At 68.0% G+C, this 16,491-nt stretch carries 11 protein-coding genes; 6 read left to right on the forward strand and 5 right to left on the reverse strand.

The window, feature by feature from the left end:
- Positions 1 to 46 precede the first annotated feature (46 nt).
- Positions 47 to 1,897 carry a sigma-54-dependent Fis family transcriptional regulator gene (locus LMF57_RS00155; protein ID WP_229290479.1) on the forward strand — a complete coding sequence of 617 codons (1,851 nt, stop codon included), beginning with the start codon at positions 47 to 49 and terminating at the stop codon, positions 1,895 to 1,897.
- A 51-nt stretch (positions 1,898 to 1,948) separates the two neighbouring features.
- Here the strand turns inward: LMF57_RS00155 and eda are convergent, their stop codons facing one another.
- Both eda and LMF57_RS00165 read right to left on the reverse strand, forming a co-directional pair.
- On the reverse strand, positions 1,949 to 2,587 hold the full coding sequence (gene eda / locus LMF57_RS00160) for a bifunctional 4-hydroxy-2-oxoglutarate aldolase/2-dehydro-3-deoxy-phosphogluconate aldolase (RefSeq protein WP_208082060.1): 639 nt from the start codon (positions 2,585 to 2,587) through the stop codon (positions 1,949 to 1,951).
- A complete protein-coding gene (locus tag LMF57_RS00165; RefSeq protein WP_099786335.1) occupies positions 2,574 to 3,593 on the reverse strand; it encodes a sugar kinase in 1,020 nt (339 codons plus the stop codon). Before LMF57_RS00165 ends, eda begins: the two co-directional genes overlap by 14 nt.
- Before the next feature lie 285 nt (positions 3,594 to 3,878).
- On the opposite strand from LMF57_RS00165, the gene LMF57_RS00170 reads away from it, so the two are divergent.
- Both LMF57_RS00170 and LMF57_RS00175 read left to right on the forward strand, forming a co-directional pair.
- Positions 3,879 to 6,641, forward strand: a complete 2,763-nt coding sequence (locus tag LMF57_RS00170) for a TonB-dependent receptor (RefSeq protein WP_229290480.1) — start codon at positions 3,879 to 3,881, stop codon at positions 6,639 to 6,641.
- 136 nt (positions 6,642 to 6,777) lie between these two features.
- Complete coding sequence (locus LMF57_RS00175; protein WP_229290481.1) at positions 6,778 to 10,581, forward strand: LamG domain-containing protein; 3,804 nt, start codon at positions 6,778 to 6,780, stop codon at positions 10,579 to 10,581.
- Positions 10,582 to 10,673: 92 nt separating this feature from the next.
- On the opposite strand, the gene LMF57_RS00180 is transcribed toward LMF57_RS00175, so the two are convergent.
- The 3 genes from LMF57_RS00180 to LMF57_RS00190 all read right to left on the reverse strand — a co-directional run bounded on the left by LMF57_RS00180 (position 10,674) and on the right by LMF57_RS00190 (position 13,915).
- Positions 10,674 to 11,261: a cysteine dioxygenase family protein gene (locus tag LMF57_RS00180; RefSeq protein ID WP_229290482.1), complete on the reverse strand. Its 588-nt coding sequence runs from the start codon at positions 11,259 to 11,261 to the stop codon at positions 10,674 to 10,676.
- Positions 11,262 to 11,312: 51 nt separating this feature from the next.
- A complete protein-coding gene (locus LMF57_RS00185) occupies positions 11,313 to 12,833 on the reverse strand; it encodes a carboxylesterase family protein (protein WP_229291416.1) in 1,521 nt (506 codons plus the stop codon).
- A gap of 98 nt (positions 12,834 to 12,931) precedes the next feature.
- Positions 12,932 to 13,915, reverse strand: a complete 984-nt coding sequence (locus tag LMF57_RS00190; RefSeq protein WP_208082056.1) for an alpha/beta hydrolase — start codon at positions 13,913 to 13,915, stop codon at positions 12,932 to 12,934.
- A 175-nt stretch (positions 13,916 to 14,090) separates the two neighbouring features.
- On the opposite strand from LMF57_RS00190, the gene LMF57_RS00195 reads away from it, so the two are divergent.
- The 3 genes from LMF57_RS00195 to LMF57_RS00205 are packed head-to-tail and all read left to right on the forward strand — an operon-like array spanning position 14,091 to position 16,488.
- Complete coding sequence (locus LMF57_RS00195) at positions 14,091 to 14,900, forward strand: 2-keto-4-pentenoate hydratase (protein WP_324255973.1); 810 nt, start codon at positions 14,091 to 14,093, stop codon at positions 14,898 to 14,900.
- Positions 14,901 to 14,939: 39 nt separating this feature from the next.
- On the forward strand, positions 14,940 to 15,944 hold the full coding sequence (locus LMF57_RS00200; RefSeq protein ID WP_229290484.1) for a TRAP transporter substrate-binding protein: 1,005 nt from the start codon (positions 14,940 to 14,942) through the stop codon (positions 15,942 to 15,944).
- Positions 15,945 to 15,954: 10 nt separating this feature from the next.
- The gene (locus LMF57_RS00205; protein ID WP_229290485.1) at positions 15,955 to 16,488 is read left to right on the forward strand and encodes a TRAP transporter small permease; all 534 of its coding nucleotides are present in this window, start codon (positions 15,955 to 15,957) and stop codon (positions 16,486 to 16,488) included.
- Positions 16,489 to 16,491: the final 3 nt, after the last annotated feature.

Genomic DNA, 16,491 nt, shown 5'->3' on the forward strand with positions numbered 1-16,491 from the left:
CAGGTCCCGCAACAACTGTCGCAATGTGCGACACAGGAGGCTGTCGGTGTCCCCGCTTGCTCCCGATCCCCGCCTGGGAAGTGCCCGGCGCAGTTTCTTCGAGCGTGGTGCTGCCCCGGTCGGCGCCGTGCCCGAGGCGATCCTGCATTCCTGGCAACGCTGCCAGCGCCACGGCCTGCTGGTGGATGCGCAGCCGGCCGCCGAACCACTGACCGACAACCGCCTGCGCGAACTGCGCCAGCGCCGCGAGCGCCTGTGGCGACAGGCGCGCCCGGAGCTGGATGGACTGGCGGCGGAAATGACCCACAGCGGCAGCATCGTGCTGCTGACCGATGAAGACGGCTGGATCCTCGACGCCGAAGGCAGTGCCGGTTTCCTCGACAAGGCCGGTCGTGTCGCGCTGATGCCGGGCATGCGCTGGGACGAGGGCACGGTCGGCACCAACGCCATCGGCACCGCGCTGGTCGACGGGCGCGCGCTGCAGGTGCGTGGCGGCGAGCACTACTTCGCCCCGCACGGCATCCTCACCTGTTCGGCCGTGCCGATCCTGGATCCCTACGGGCAATGCCTGGGGGTGCTCGATGTGTCCGGCGACGCGCGGCTGCCACACGTGCACGCGCTGGCGCTGGTGCGGCAGGCGGTAGCGCAGATCGAGCACCGCGGTTTCGCCGACGGCCTGGCCGACTGCGAGCTGCTGCGCCTGCATCATCAACCCGCGCTTCTGGGCAGTGCGCGCGAAGGCGTGCTCGGCTTCCGCGGCGGTCGCCTGGTGGCGGCCAATCGTGCCGGCCTTGCCTTGTTCGGGCTGGATCGCCAGGACATCGGCCGCACGCCGTACGAAGCGCTGTTCGAACAGCCGCTGTCGCGACTGGCAGATGACGGCGTGCTGCTTGATCGCCAGGGCCGTCGTCTGTACGGCGTGCGCGAGGCCCGTGCGTCGCGACGCAGTGTGGCTACACCAGGGCCGACCGCGCCGTTGCCGGCCCGTGCACAGGGCCCCCTGTTCGATACCGGGCAGCAACAGCAGCTGGCCACCGCAACACGCGTGCTGCAGGCCGGGTTGCCGGTGCTGCTGCAGGGCGAGACCGGCACCGGCAAGGAAGTCTTCGCGCGGGAACTGCACGCACGCAGCACGCGTGCGGGAAAGCCCTTCGTTGCGGTGAACTGCGCGGCGCTGCCGGAAGGCCTGATCGAAGCAGAGCTGTTCGGCTACGAGGAGGGTGCCTTTACCGGTGCGCGCCGGCAGGGCAGCCCGGGCCTGCTGCGGCAGGCCGAGGGCGGTACCTTGTTCCTCGATGAGATCGGCGACATGCCGCTGGCGCTGCAACCGCGCCTGCTGCGCGTGCTGCAGGAACGCGAGCTGTCACCGCTGGGCGGCGGCAAGCCGGTGAAACTGGATTTCGCGCTGGTCTGCGCCAGCCACTGCGAACTGCCGCAGGCGGTGGATGCCGGTCGCTTCCGCGCGGATCTGTATTACCGCATCGCCGACCACGTGGTGAGCCTGGCACCGTTGCGGCAGCACCCCGATCGCGCTGCCGTGGTGGATGCCCTGTGGCAGCAGCTGGGACAGGGCCATGCGTTGTCGGCGCAGACGCGCGCGGCGCTGGCCGCCCATGCCTGGCCCGGCAACCTGCGCCAGCTGAGTGCCTGCCTGCGCACGCTGGCCGCACTGGCTGAGCCGGGTCAACCGGTGGGCCCGCAGCTGCTGCCTGCGGACGTGCGTGTTGGCACGTCCACCGCGCCAGCCGTGCCAGCCAGCGGAGCATTGGAGGAGATCGCCGAGGCAGCCATGCGCCAGGCGCTGGCCGAGTGCCAGGGCAACGTCAGCGCGGCCGCCAAGCGGCTGGGGATCAACCGCAGCACCCTGTACCGCCGGCTGGGTACGCCACGCGGCTGAGCGGATGCGCTGGCGCCGGGTCTGTGCCCGGCTCCAGCAGGGGCCGAGGGATCAGCCCGCCAGCACCGCGGCCTCGCGCGCCAGGCGCTCGACGCTGTCCCAGTCGCGGGTCTGCATCAGCGCGGCAGTGGTCAGCCACGAACCGCCCACGCACAGCACGTTGGGCAGATGCAGGAACTGGCTGGCGGTCTGCGCACTGATGCCGCCGGTCGGGCAGAAGCGCACATCGCCGAACGGGCCGTGCCACGCCGACAGCATCGCGGCGCCACCGGCCTGCACCGCCGGGAAGAACTTGAAGGTATCCAGGCCATGTTCCAGGCCGACGATCAGCTCCGAACCGGTGGCCACGCCAGGCAGGTAGGGCAGATCGGCATCGCGCGCGGCGGCATACAGCCGTGGGGTCGCCCCGGGCGACACCGCGAAGCGGCCGCCGGCCTGTTTCACCGCCTGCATCTGCGCGGCATCGAGCACGGTGCCGGCACCAATCACCGCATCCGGCACGGCCTCGACCATCGCCTTGATGGCGTCCAGCGCACGCGGCGTGCGCAGGGTCACCTCGATCACCGGCAGGCCGCCACGGAACAGCGCCTGCGCGACCTGTACCGCATCGTCGATGTCATCGGGGGTGAACACCGGAATCACCGGTGCCAGTTTCAGTACCGCACGAACGCGTGGATCAGCGCCGGACATCGAACCGCTCCTCGCCCATCAGGGCCAACACATCAGCTTCGCTGACGGGATTGAAATCGCCGGGAATGGAATGTTTCAGGCCCCCGGCGGCCAGGCCGAAGCGCACGGTGGCGTCGGCATCGAAGGCCGACAGGATGCCATGCAGGATGCCTGCCGCGAAGGCATCACCGCCGCCGATGCGGTCGACGATGCCCTGCAGCTGGCGTACCGGGGCCTGTGCGCGGGTGCCATCGCGGCCCAGCAGCAGCGCACCCAGCGCATGGTGGTCCACGCTCAGCGTCTGCCGCTGGGTGCAGGCCATCCACTGCAGCTGCGGGAACGCTTCGAACGCGGCCGCGGCCGCCGCTTCCACGCGCGCGACCACGTCGGCCTGTTCGAAACGCTGGCCGAGGATGACTTCGATATCGCGGTAGTCGGCAAAGACGATGTCGGCCTGCGCGAACAGTTCGTGCAGGATCGCCCGCGCATCGCCACCCCAGCGCTGCCACAGCTTCGGCCGGAAGTTGCCATCGAAGGACACGCGCACGCCCAGTGCACGCGCCGCGCGCGCTGCGGCCAGGGTGGCCTGCGCCACGTCCGCGCCCAGCGCCGGGCTGACCCCGGACAGGTGCAGCCACTGCGCGCCCTGCAGCAATGCGGGCCAGTCGTAGTCGGCGGCGGTGCTGTTGGCGAATGCCGAATCGGCACGGTCGTAGACCACTTCGCTGGCCCGTTGCACCGCGCCGGTGGTCAGGAAGTACAGACCCATGCGGCCCTCGGCATCTTCGCGCACGCCGCGCGTATCGACGCCATGCCGGCGCAGTTCGGCCAGCGCATGCGCGCCGAGCGCGTTGCCGGCCACGGTGCTGACCATGGCCACGTCATGTCCAAAGCGGGACAGCGAGACAGCCACGTTCGCCTCGGCGCCGCCGACGTGCACCTGCAGCTGCGGCGACTGCAGCAGCAGTTCGCGACCGGGCGCACCCAGGCGCAGCAGCAGTTCCCCGAAACACACGATACGACCCATTTCTGCTCCTTCACGCGTGCCGCCCGCATGTGACACTGGGCGGCGTGGTAGTGGACCACGCGTGGGGCGTGGAATTGGCTAGCGGTGTCATTTCAACGCCGTCCGACCTTGCCCTTAGCCTAGCAAACTGTTGGAAGCATTGTCCTGCAAGCGTCTTGGAGACATTTCAGATCTGTTGCGGTGCAAGATGCCGGATCGGGAACGTGCTGTTAACGTCCGGCCTGACCAGCGGTGTCATCCCGCTGAAACAGCCGCGATACCAGACCTTTGGGAGAGGGGAAAGGCATGCATTCTCGGAACCATGAAAAAAAGACACCGGTTACCTTGCTCGCGTTGGCCGTCGCACTGGCCCTGGCAGGCAACGCCGGCGCGCAGCAGCAGAGCGCCAACCCGAACGCCACCGACCTGGATACGGTCACTGTCACCGGCTACCGCGCCAGCGTGGAGAAGGCGCTGGACATCAAGCGCGGCGAAGCCGGCGTGGTCGATGCCATCGTTGCCGAGGACATCGGCAAGTTCCCGGACCTGAACCTGGCCGAGTCGCTGCAGCGCATCCCGGGCGTGGTCATCACCCGCGAGGCCGGCGAAGGCCGCAACATCTCGGTGCGCGGCCTCGGCCCGGAATTCACCCGCGTACGCATCAATGGCATGGAAGCGCTGACCACGGTCGGTGCCGGTGACCAGAGCGGCGGCACCAACCGCGGCCGTGGCTTCGACTTCAACGTATTCGCTTCGGACCTGTTCTCGCAGCTGCTGGTGCGCAAGACCGCCTCGGCCGACGTCGAGGAAGGCTCGCTGGGCGCCACCGTCGATCTGCGCACCGCGCGCCCGTTCGACTACGACGGCTTCACCTTCGCCGCCAGTGGCCAGGGCAGCTACAACGCGATGGCCGAGAAGGCCGACCCGCGCATCGCCGCGCTGGTCTCCAACACCTTCGCCGACGGCACCTTCGGCGCGCTGCTGTCGGTGGCCTACTCCGAGCGCCAGGCGCTGGAAGAAGGCTCCAACACTGGTCGCTGGGCAAACGGCCCGAGCAACGGCAACTTCGCCGCGTCCTCGCCGTTCGCTGCTGCGCGTGGCGCCAACGTGTTCCATCCGCGCTTCCCGCGCTACGTGCAGATGGAGCATGAGCAGAAGCGTCTGGGCGTGACCGGTTCGCTGCAGTGGAAGCCGAACGACGCCACCGAGATCTCGCTGGATGCGCTGTACTCGAAGATCGATGCCACGCGCGACGAGAATTACATCGAAGCGATCTCCTTCAGCCGTGGCGCCAATGCCAACGCGCGCCTGGCCGGCAAGCCGAGCACCATCGTCAAGAACGGCGAGATCCGCGACAACGCCCTGCTCTATGGCGAGTTCGACAATGTCGACATCCGCACCGAGAGCCGCCACGACGAGTGGAGCACCGAGTTCAAGCAGATCGCGCTGAACGGCCAGCACCGCTTCGGCGATGACTTCACCCTGTCCGGCAAGATTGGCATCTCGCGCTCCAAGCACGAGAACCCGGTGCAGACCACCGTCATCATGGACAAGTACGATGTCGACGGTTACAGCTACGACTACCGTGGCAACAGCCGGGCGCCGATCCTCAACTATGGCATCGACCCGACGGATCCCAACGGCTGGGAGCTGGCCGAGATCCGCCTGCGGCCGCAGTACGTGGACAACGACTTCGACACCGGCCAGATCGACTTCAACTGGAACATCAGCCCCGGCTTCCGCCTGAAGGGCGGCGTGCTGGCCAAGGACTACACGTTCAAGACCACCGAACTGCGCCGCGCCAGTGAACTGGCCGTGCCGACCTTCGCTGGCGGCAGCAGGATCATGCCGGTGGAGCTGACCGAGCAGGCCGGGCTGAAGGGCATCAACGGCAGCCCGTCGAACTGGGTCGTGCCGGATCTGGATGCGGTCGCCGAACAGCTCGACATCTACAGCAACAGCGGCACCTTCGCCGTCGCCCCGCGTGCCAACAACGTGCGCAGCGTCGAAGAGAAGGACCGTGGCGCCTACCTGATGGGCGAGTTCTCCACCGAGCTCGGTTCGCTGCCACTGTCGGGCAACTTCGGCGTGCGCTACGTGCGCACCAAGCAGTCGTCCACCGGGCAGTCGACGCTGGCCAACGGTACCGTCGAAACCACGGTCAGCCGTACCTACGATGACACCCTGCCCTCGTTCAACCTGGTGGCGGAAGTCACCCCGGACTTCCTGATCCGGCTGGGTGCGGCCAAGGTGATGAGCCGTCCGGGGCTGGGCAGCCTGACACCGGGCGCGACGGTGGCCGTGGCCGGTGGTGCACGCACCATCTCCAGCGGCAACCCGGCGCTGGATCCGATCCGTGCGACCAATGTCGACCTTGGCTTCGAGTGGTATTTCTCCGAAGGCGCGATGGCCGGCATCGGCCTGTTCTACAAGGACATCGAGAGCTTCGTGCAGACCACCCGCGAAGTGCGCCCGTTCAGCGACAGCGGCCTGCCTGCCTCGCTGCTGACTGGCACCGGTGCTTCGGCCACCGATGACTTCACCTATACCAAGCCGGTCAACACCCCGGGCGGTGAACTGCACGGCGTGGAAGCCAACTACACCCAGCCCTTCACCTTCCTGCCGGGCAAGTGGGCCAACCTGGGCGTGCAGTTGAACTACACCTGGGTGGAATCGAAGATCCAGTACATCAACTCGGCCGGGCAGCCGGTGATGAAGACCGACTTGACCGGCCTGTCGAAGTCGTCGTGGAACGCCACGCTGTTCTATGAAGGCGAGACCTTCGCCGGGCGCATCTCGGCGACCAACCGCGATGACTACCTGACCCAGGCACCGGGCCAGGAAACCGGCTTCAACCTCGATGGCTACCACGGCATGACCGGTACCACGGTGCTCGATGCATCCATCCGCTACAAGATCAGCGACCAGCTGGAACTGAGCTTGGAAGGCATCAACCTGACCAACGAAGCGTCCGACGAGTGGGTGTACTCGCCGCTGACCGGTCGCCTGCCGCTGCAGTACACCGAGACCGGCCGCCAGTACCTGCTGGGGCTGCGCTACAAGTTCTGAGCAACGCCGACGGCGTGCCACCCGGCACGCCGTCGTTCGCCACGACCGCTGCTGCGCCGCAAGGTGCCGTCGCGGCGTGGCCTTGCTACGGTCCGGCGGCCCTCGCCGGCCGTCGCCCGTTGAAAGGAAACGCCTGATGCCGCACCGCTCGACCCTGTCCCGCTGCCTGCTGCTGGCGGTGGCCCTGGCTGCCGGCCCCGCGATGGCCGCCGCCGATGCGCCCACGCTGCTGTTCCATGTCGATGCCGGCAAAGGCCTTGAGGCTGTGGTAGCACAGGGCGAGGCGGTGCCGAACTTCCGCGAAAAGGTCGACATCGTCGACGAAGGAGCGCGCGGCAAGGCCATCCAATGGCAGGACGACGGCGTGCTGGCCTGGGATGCGCCCGGCAACATCCTCGCCCAGCGTGGCACCCTCGCCTTCGACTGGCGCGCGCGCTACGCGGTGGGCGAAGCGCCGTTCGTGATCTTCCGCGTCGGCTATGCCGACCACAGCAGCTGGGACATGGCCTGGCTGCGCATCGACTGGAACGGGCACGGCTTCGATGCGTTCGTCACCGATGCCAACCTCGCCCGCACGCGCGTGTCGTTCCGCATGGACACGCCGCCACGTGCGGACCAGTGGCTGCACCTGGCCTTTGCCTGGGACGAAGACCAGGGCGTACGCCTGTTCGTCGATGGCCGCGAGGTGGCGCGTGTGCAGGCCAGCGGTGACTACGATGCCGCGCTGGACCAGCTCGGCCTGGCCGGGCGGGTGATGGCACCCTACCAGGTGCAGAGCCGCTACAACTTCCTGCGTGGCAGCGATTTCCAGCACATCCGCGTGTATGACCGCATGCTCGATGCTGCGGCCGTCAGTGCGCTCGCGCGCGGCAAGGCCGCCGAAAGCGCCGTTGCCAGCACTGCCGATGACCGTGCCTGGCGCCATCGCTTCGGCTGGGAAGGCGCGCCGCCACCGCCATTGACCGCAGCCAGCACGCGCATCCGCAAGATCGAATTCGACGATGCCCGCGACCTCAAGGCGTGGATGTGGAAGGCCACCGACGGCATCGCCGAGACCACCTGGCCCGGTGTCTACAACCGCTCGCGCCTCCCCGGCCGCAACGACTACTTCCAGTTGCCGGACTGGAACACGTATGTGGAAAGCGGCCAGCATCTGGACCTGACCGTGCCGGCCGGCGAGACCGTCAACCGGGTGGAGATCCGCGGCGCGGCCTTCGGCACGCTGGCTCATGGCCGCGACGCCGCGCACGCCACCCAGGTGCTGGCGACGCGTCCGCAGGGTGGGGTGCGCAGCGTCGACGACATCCCGGCACGGACCGGTGGCGTGCTGCGCTTCAGCAACGTTGAACAGGAAACGCCGATCCAGGAGATCTGGGCGTATGGCGTGAGCGAAGGTGCCGAGCCCGACGGCACGGTCAAGCAGACCTATGTCATCGACAGCCAGGCACTGCCGGACTACACCAACCTGGACACACTGCGCCGCTACATCGAAGGCCGCTACCCTGCGGCCGAACGCAGCACGGTGATGGCGCTGCCCAAGGGGGCGGGCTCGCGCCGGCGCCCGGCCGATTCGTTGCCAACGCAGCCCAAGCCCATCGTGCACGTGCTGATTCCCTCCGGCGTGGGCGATGCGCCGGCCAACCAGCCATTGATCCGCAGCTGGGCCTACAGCTGGGAGAACATGCACGACGGCCTGGATGGCGTGGCCATCGACATTCCCGCGCTCGACCTGCCGGCCACGCACGATGGCCTGATCCCGCTGAACCTCCGCATCAAGGATCCGATCTGGCCGGCGCGCGACATGATCGATGTATCGGTCTCGGTGCAGCCGGGGCAGAAGCGCACGCTGTGGCTGGACCTGCGCGACCGCATCCTCACCGCCGACAGCCTGTGGTTGAGCATCGCCTCGGCTGCGCCCGGCTTCGACGCCAAGGCACTGGACGGTGCGCAGGTGCGGCTGGTGTTCAAGCCACGCGCCGACGCGCTCAAGGAGCACGTGGCCGACCGCTTCAACCAGGTGCGCGACAACTGGGGTTTCCTCGTGGAGGAACACACCACCTCCAAGCGCCAGCGCCTGTATGCGCGCGTCTACGCGGACCTGAGCGATCTGCTGCGGGTCGACCCGGACCATGAGCTGGGCCGGTTGTACTGGAACTACATCAGCTACAACAGCCAGGGCCGCCCGCCGTACACCGCACCGGAGGTGCCCAAGGGCGTACCGGCGTGGGCCTTCCACCAGGTGCAGGACCTGGCGCAGGTGCGGCAGTTCGTCGACTGGTGGATCGATCAGCGGCAGGTGGCCTACGGCGATTTCGGTGGTGGCATCTCCGATGATTCCGACCTGACCCAGCAGTGGCCCGGCCTTGCCCTGATGGGCGTGCAGCCGAACCGCCTGAATGCTTCGCTGACCGCATTGTCCGACGCGGTGTACCGCAACGGCATGTTCAGCAATGGCCTGAGCACCATCGAGACCGACGAGCTGCATGCCTACGAGGAAGGCATCAACACCAACAGCGCGATGCTGTACCTCAACTGGGGCGATCCGCTGACCCTGGAACGGCTGATGGAAACGGTGAAGGCGTTCGACGAGCGCATCATCCTGCGCAACCCGCAGGGCCATGTGCTGTTCTCCAGCAACTGGTTCGGTGGCAACAAGGTCTACCGCGAACCCAACTGGCAGTGGCAGAAGCCGTACTCGTTCCCGGTGCTGCACCCGGCGTTCCTGCTGGGCCAGTACAACGCCGACCCGACCGGGCGCCGGCTGGTGATCGGCCTGGCCGATGGCTATCTGGCCCACGCCGGCACCGACGACAAGGGCCGCTTCACCCTGCCCAACGAGATCAACTGGGCCACGGGTGCGACCCGCGGCGGCGAACTCAACAACGGTTCCGGCAGCGGTGACACGATGCACACCTTCTGGGCGGCATGGCGCTGGACCGGTGATGCGAAGTACCTGCAGGCACTGGATTATCGCGTGCAGCGCGGCGGCCCCGGCGCGCTGGCCAACCTTGGCGAGAACTATGTAGAGGCACTTGGCCGGCAGCAGGACTGGTACCCGCTGCTGACCGCCGAGGCCGATGCCGGAAAGACCGGTTTCGCCAGCCTGATGGCATGGCAGGCCAGCGGCGACCGGAAGTACATCGACGCGCTGCATGCCGAGGGCCTGCAGGCCAAGGCACAACGCGCGTACATGAACACCGAGGGCCATTGGTGGTCCGACCGGGTGGAAGCGCCAAGCGAGTTCCTGCAGCGTGCGCGGCTGGGCGGCATCGCCCTGAAGCGCAACCAGAGCTGGCCCGGGCACACCGTCAGCTGGCGCTTCGATCGTGAGGGCGCCGCGGAACAGGTGGCACTGCTGGTGCATGCGCCCTCGCGTGAGCGCTTCACGATCACCAGCCACAACCTCGGCGCGCGCGTGATCGCCGCCGACATGACCGGCTGGAACGTGGGCAGCGGGACCTGGCGCGTGCGCAGTGGCGTGGATGCCGATGGCGATGGCCGCATCGACGGTAGGCCGCGCGAGCGCACGGTGCAGCTGGAGACGAGTGCGTCGGTACCGATGCAGTTCCAGCCGGGGCGCACCGAGCTCTTCGAATTCGAGCGTGTGTCTGCGGGCACGCCGGTGGAAATGCGTCCGGACCTGGGCGTGGGCCGTGGCGATGTGCGGGTGGACGGGCGCCAGGTACACGTGACCGTGCACGGCCTTGGGCATGTGGCCAGCGGTGTGGGCGTGGCGATACTGGAAGATGCGCGGGGCCGCGAGATCGCACGCTCCGAAGTGCCGGCGATGGCGGCACCGACCGACCTGCTGCCGAAGACGGCGGTGGTGTCGTTGCCGTTGCCGGCAGGGGATCGCGGCGGCCTGCGCGTGCGTGTTGCGCTGGCCGATGGCGGAGAGGAAGTCACGCGGCTCAACAATGTGGTGGATGTGCCGCGATGAATTCCGCGTTGCGCCGGGCATGGTCCGGCGCTACCGATGAATCGGTTGTCCACAAGCTCTGGTAGCGCCGGGCCATGCCCGGCGGAACGCAATCAGGACGCCTCTGTCTCCATCATCTTCACCCGGCGCTGGTACCAGCCGTCATCGAGCGGATCGAACACCGCGCTGCGCTCCATCACGCCCTGGTAGACGTGCACGGACACGGCCACGTCCTGGTCGCTGGCGTTGCGCAGCGTGTGGTACTCGTGCGGCGGAATCAGGCTGCCGGCGCTGCCACGGTGCCCGTACAGCGTTTCCTGCGCAGCGAAGCGGTGACGCTCGCCACGCTGTTCCAGCAGCGCGTACGGGGTCACGATCAGCTCGCCCTGCCAGATGCCCTCCACGCACCACATCGCATCGTGGTCGTGCAGTGGCGTGCCCTGCCCCGGACCCCAGCACATCGCGATCACGCTGTAGCCCAGCGTAGGGCTCCGGTACAGTTCACGGCGTGCGTAATGGCCATCCACGGGGCGACGTACGCAGGGCGGCAGCTCGATCAGCGGATCGACGATGGCTTCACGCAGCACCCGCTGCAGCGCACCGGTGATCGCCTGCGGATCGACCAGGCAGACGGCGGCATCAATCCCTGCAATCAAGCGCTCGCGGCCGGTGAACGGCGGTGGCGTGAACATCGCTTCCATGAACCGACTCTAGCCGAGGCGGGTTAACAGAATGTTTGCATCGCGGTGTCATCACTGCGTGCCGCGCTGCACGAACGGCACTTTTGCATAGAGCGCACGCTCGCCTGCACGTGGATCGTCAACCACGCGGCTGTGCCGATCGAACACCATCGTCTGCCGTTGTGGCACGCCATAGGGAGCCCATTGCGACATTCCCGCGTGATTGGGATCACCGGTACGCGCAAAGGCGATCAGCGCATCGCTCATCGTCGCTGCGAGTGCCCGGGCGTCTTCACCACCGCCGGTACGCGCGCCCGGCAGGCCGGCGTTGTCGAACACCAGCGGAATATCCAGCGTATGGAAGGCGCGCAGGCGTCCGTCTTCCACCGGTGATGGCCAATCGAGCTGGTAGGCCCAGGTGGGTGCGGCCCCGGTTGTCTGCCGAGCGCGTGCTTCCAGTTCTTCCACCGCACCACGCCACGAGCGGCCGGCGGTGGTGGCCGCGAAGAACACCTCTGAGGGCGTGTAGTGCGGATACAGGCGTCGATATTCTGCGATCACCACCGAGGGCAGCAGATCGACGAACTGCTGCTTCTCCAGCTGCGCCGGCAGATCCTCCCAGGTCAGCGTGAAGTTGGCCGGGTCGTTGCCAAGGAACGCGCGCGTCTCATCACGGGTGTTGCCGATCACCATCGGAATCGACGCGGACTGCGCCGGTGCCTGTGGCCAGAACGGGTGCACCGGCAGCACCACCTCATCCAGTACCGGGCCGAAGTACAGCGCGCTGCTTTCCACCCGCGAGGGATCGCGTGCGCGGGTGGCGGCCAGCAGCTCGGTCGCCGGCAGTCGCAGCAACGCCTGCAGGTCGCGCGCGGCCACGGCCTGCATTGCAATGGATGCCCGTTGCGCCGCCGCACGTGGACCGGCGGCGGTCACCTGCTGCCCACTCATCGTCCACGCGCGCTGGAACAGGCCTTTTGCTGCGGGCATCGCCATCAGCGTGGCGATCTTGGCGCCGCCACCGGATTGCCCGAACACGGTGATGTTGCCGGCGTCGCCGCCGAACACCGCTGCATGCTCGCGCACCCACTGCAGCGCCTGCACCAGGTCGAGCTGGCCGACGTTGCCGGAGGCCGCATAGCGCGGATCGCCGAGCGCGCCCAGGTACAGGTAGCCGAAGGTGTTCAGGCGATGATTGACGGTGATCACCACCACGTCGCCGCGTCGGCACAGCGCGCTGCCGTCGTACAGCGGATCGCTGCCAGAGCCGTTGTTGAAGCCACCGCCATGGATGTAGACCAGGATCGGCCGCTTGCCGCCGTCGCCGAGTGCCGGCGTCCAGACGTTGAGGAACAGGCAATCTTCGCTGCCCGGCCCGTCCGCTCCGGTCTGTGGCGCAGATGCGGCGTATTCCAGGGCGTCGGCGATACCACGCCAGCCCGTCTCGCGCCGTGGCGGCTGGAAACGGTAGGCGGAGGTGTCAGCGCCATAACGCAGACCACGGAACACGTGCACGCCGTGCTCGCGCTGGCCACGCACGCGGCCGCCACGCAGGCGTGCCACCACCTGTGTGTCATCGCGTGGCCCAGGCATCGCGGACGCAGGAAGTGCCAAGAGCGTGGCCGTGGCCAGCGCCCAGCGTGCACTGTCGCGCAGGAAACGGCGGCGCTGCAGGTTGGCATCCCCCTGGTTCAATGTGCCGCCTCCGTCGCCTGCAGCCAGCGTTGTGCCAGCAGCGGCCACACGGCCAGCGTTGAATCAGGCGGCATGCGCATGCCGAAGCCATGGCCGCCATGGGCGAACAGGTGCAGCTCGTGTTCGACACCCGCCTTGGCCAGTGCCTGCGCCATCACCTCGCTGTTGTGCACGTTGACCACCCGATCGTCGTTGGCATGGATCAGCAGCGTCGGCGGCATGTCCGCGCGTACGTGCTGCTGCATCGAATACTGCGCAGCCAACGCCACATCGGGTTGCTCGCCCAGCAGGCGTCCGCGTGAGCCGCTGTGTGCATGTGCGCCCATGTCGATCACCGGATACACCAGCACCGCGCGTGCAGGACGCGCGCTGAGGCGATCGATGGCATCGCGTGGCGGGTAGACCGGCGCATCGAAACCGGTGGCCAGCCGTGCGGCCACATGGCCGCCGGCGGAGAAGCCCATCACCGACACACTGTCGGCATCCAGCCTGCGCCGTGCGGCCTGGTCGCGCACCACGCGCAGTGCGCGCTGCGCGTCGGCCAGTGCCGCCTGGCGGTCGCGGCCGGCCTGCGGCAGGCGGTAGCGCAGCACGAACAGGGTGAAGCCGGCACGGTCCACCCACTCCGGCACCAGCGCGCTGTCCTCCTTGTCGATCACCACGCGCTGGTAGCCGCCACCGGGAATCACCAGCAGCGCGCGGCCGTTGGCACGGGCCGGCGTGTGCACCAGCAGGTAGGGCGCATCGACCTGGTCGATGAAGCGATCGGGGTGGGCTGGATCATCGCTGCGCTCGACCACACGCGCCGGCCGCGCCGTGCCCGTTTCACCGGGGACCTGCCCCGCCTGCCACAGCGGCAGCTGCTCGCCGGCAAGCTCCCGGCCCAGGTGTTCGCCTGCGCGCAACGGCACATCGGCCGCAGATGCGGGGACGGTCAGCAGCAGGCCTGACAGCAACAACAGCACACGGGAAAAACACATGGTGGAAAGGGCTCCAACGGTGAGACAACAGAGTGGCCGAGGTCACCGGCAAGCGCTCGTGATGCGCTGCGGCTTGCACGATGACACCGGTTTACCATATACACCTCCTGCAGACGCTGTCGATGGGCAGTGCAACAACGCCAGAGGGAGACCGTTCTTGAGCAACGAACACGGCATACATGGGCAGACGCCGGCGCCGGACGATGCGGCCGCGATCGCCCACGCTTTCACCACCGCGCGCCGCGGCGGCCAGGCCCTGCCCGGCTTCCCGGGCCTTGTCCCGCCTGACCTGGTGGCTGCCTACCAGGTGCAGGATCTGGCCATTGCCAGCTGGGATGACCAGGTGGTGGGCTGGAAGGTCGGCTACATCGCCGCCGAGCGCCGCGATGCGTCCGGGGACGACCGCCTGCTGGGCCCGGTTTTCTCGCGTCAGCTGAAAAATGCTACCGGTGGAACAGTGGACATTCCGGTGTTCGTCGGCGGCTTCGGCGCGGTCGAGGCGGAGTACGTGCTGGAGCTGTTGGAGGACGCTCCGGCCGCACAGCTGCACTGGACGCCCGAGCAGGCTGAAGCGCTGCCGGCGCGCCTGTACATCGGCGTGGAAGTGGCCAGCAGCCCGCTGGCGACGATCAACGAACTCGGCCCGCGCGTAGTGGTGTCCGACTTCGGCAACAACAACGGCCTGGTGCTGGGGCCGGAGATTGCCGATTGGACCACCCGCGACGAAACCGACCTGCGCGCCGAAACCCTGATCGAGGGCGAGGTGGTCGGCACCGGTGGTGCCACCCGGCTGCCCGGCGGCCTGCGCGCGGCGTATGCGTTCGCGTTGTCCCGTTCGGCGCTGCGCGGCCGGCCGTTGCGACGGGGCGACCTGATCGCCACCGGCAACGCCACCGGCATCCATGACATCACCGTGGGGCAGACGGCGCTGGTGCGGTTTGCCGGCTTCGGCGAAATTGCCTGCAGGGCCGTGCCGGCCGGGTAACCGCCGCACGATCCGGTGAACACGCGCGGGAGGGCGCAGATGATCACACGACGACATTTCCTGGCCGGCGGCGCTGCTGCGCTGGCCACCCCGATGCTCGCGGCCTGTGGCCGCGGGCCCACCGATGCCATCGACGGCGGCCAGCTGCTGACGGCCACCGACGTGCACGTGGCTGACTACCCCACCGTGACCGCGGTGAAGTGGATCGGCGAAACCCTGCAGCGCGAAAGCAACGGTCGCCTGCGCCTGCGGCAATACCATTCGGGCCAACTCGGTCGCGAATCGGAAGCGATCGACATGGCCCGTTTCGGTGCCATCGACATCACCCGCGTGTATGCCGGTGCGTTGAACAACGCTTTCCCGCTCACCCAGGCGCTGTGCCTGCCGTACGTGTTCGAGTCGGTGGCGCACCAGCGCGCCGCACTGGATGGCGGCATTGCCGATGCGGTCCTGCGTGGTTTCGAGAGCCGCGATCTGGTCGGCCTGGCCATCTATGATTCCGGCGCACGCTGCTTCTACAACACCAAGCATCCGATCGTGCAGCCCGGTGATCTGCACGGGCTGAAACTGCGTGTGGCGTCCTCGGACATCTTCATCCAGCTGATGCGCCTGCTCGGCGCCAACCCGACGCCGATGTCGCTGGGCGATACGTTCTCCGGCATGGAGACGCACATGATCGATGGCGCCGAGAACAACATGCGCAGCTTCCATTCCAGCCGCCACTTCGAGGCCGCGCACTACTGGTCGCAGAGCGATCACTCGTATGCGCCGGACGTGCTGTTGATGTCGCGCGCCAGTTTCGAGCGCCTGCAGCCGGCCGACCGCCAGCTGCTGCTGGAGACCGCGCGCGCCTCGGTGAAGGTGATGCGCGCGCAATGGGATGCGTCCGAAGATGCCGCGCGCCGCGCCGTGCTGGCCTCGGGCGTGAAAGCCAACCAGGTGGACCTGCCCGCCTTCCGCGCCGCCGCCCAGCCGCTGCTGCAGCAGTACCTGCAGCAACCCGAGCTGGCTGCGCTGGTCGCCCGCATCCGTGCCGCCGCCTGAGGACACTGCCATGACCGAGACGACGATTTCCATCGGCCCCGGCGCCGGCCAACGCCTGCTGGACCGCATCGCCGACATCGCCATCCATGTCGCCGTGGCCGCGCTGCTGGGGCTGGTGGTGGTGCAGGGCTGGCAGGTGTTCGCCCGCTACGTGATCAACGATTCGCCCAGCTGGACCGAGCCGGTGACCCTGCTGCTGCTGGCCACCGCCATGAGCCTGGGCGCGGCCTGCGGCGTGCATACCAATCGCCACTTCGGCTTCTTCCTGCTGCACGCCTACATGGGCGCCGGCCTGCGCCGGGTGGTGGATGTGTTCACCCAGCTGGTGGTGGCCGTGCTGGGCGGCTTCATCGCGTTCTGGTCGGCCGACCTGCTGCTCGATGGAATGGACATCAAGACCGCAGGCGCCAACCTGCCGCAGAGCATCAACTACCTGCCGCTGGCCGTGGGTGGTGCGCTGATGCTGTTGTTCGCGCTGAACCGTGCGTGGAAAGCGCTGCATGCCACGGCAGCCGATGCCGACGACGCTGAAGGAGATCGTTGATCC

The organism is Stenotrophomonas sp. SI-NJAU-1 (assembly GCF_020883215.1).
In the GTDB taxonomy this organism is placed as follows: Bacteria; Pseudomonadota; Gammaproteobacteria; order Xanthomonadales; family Xanthomonadaceae; genus Stenotrophomonas; species Stenotrophomonas indicatrix.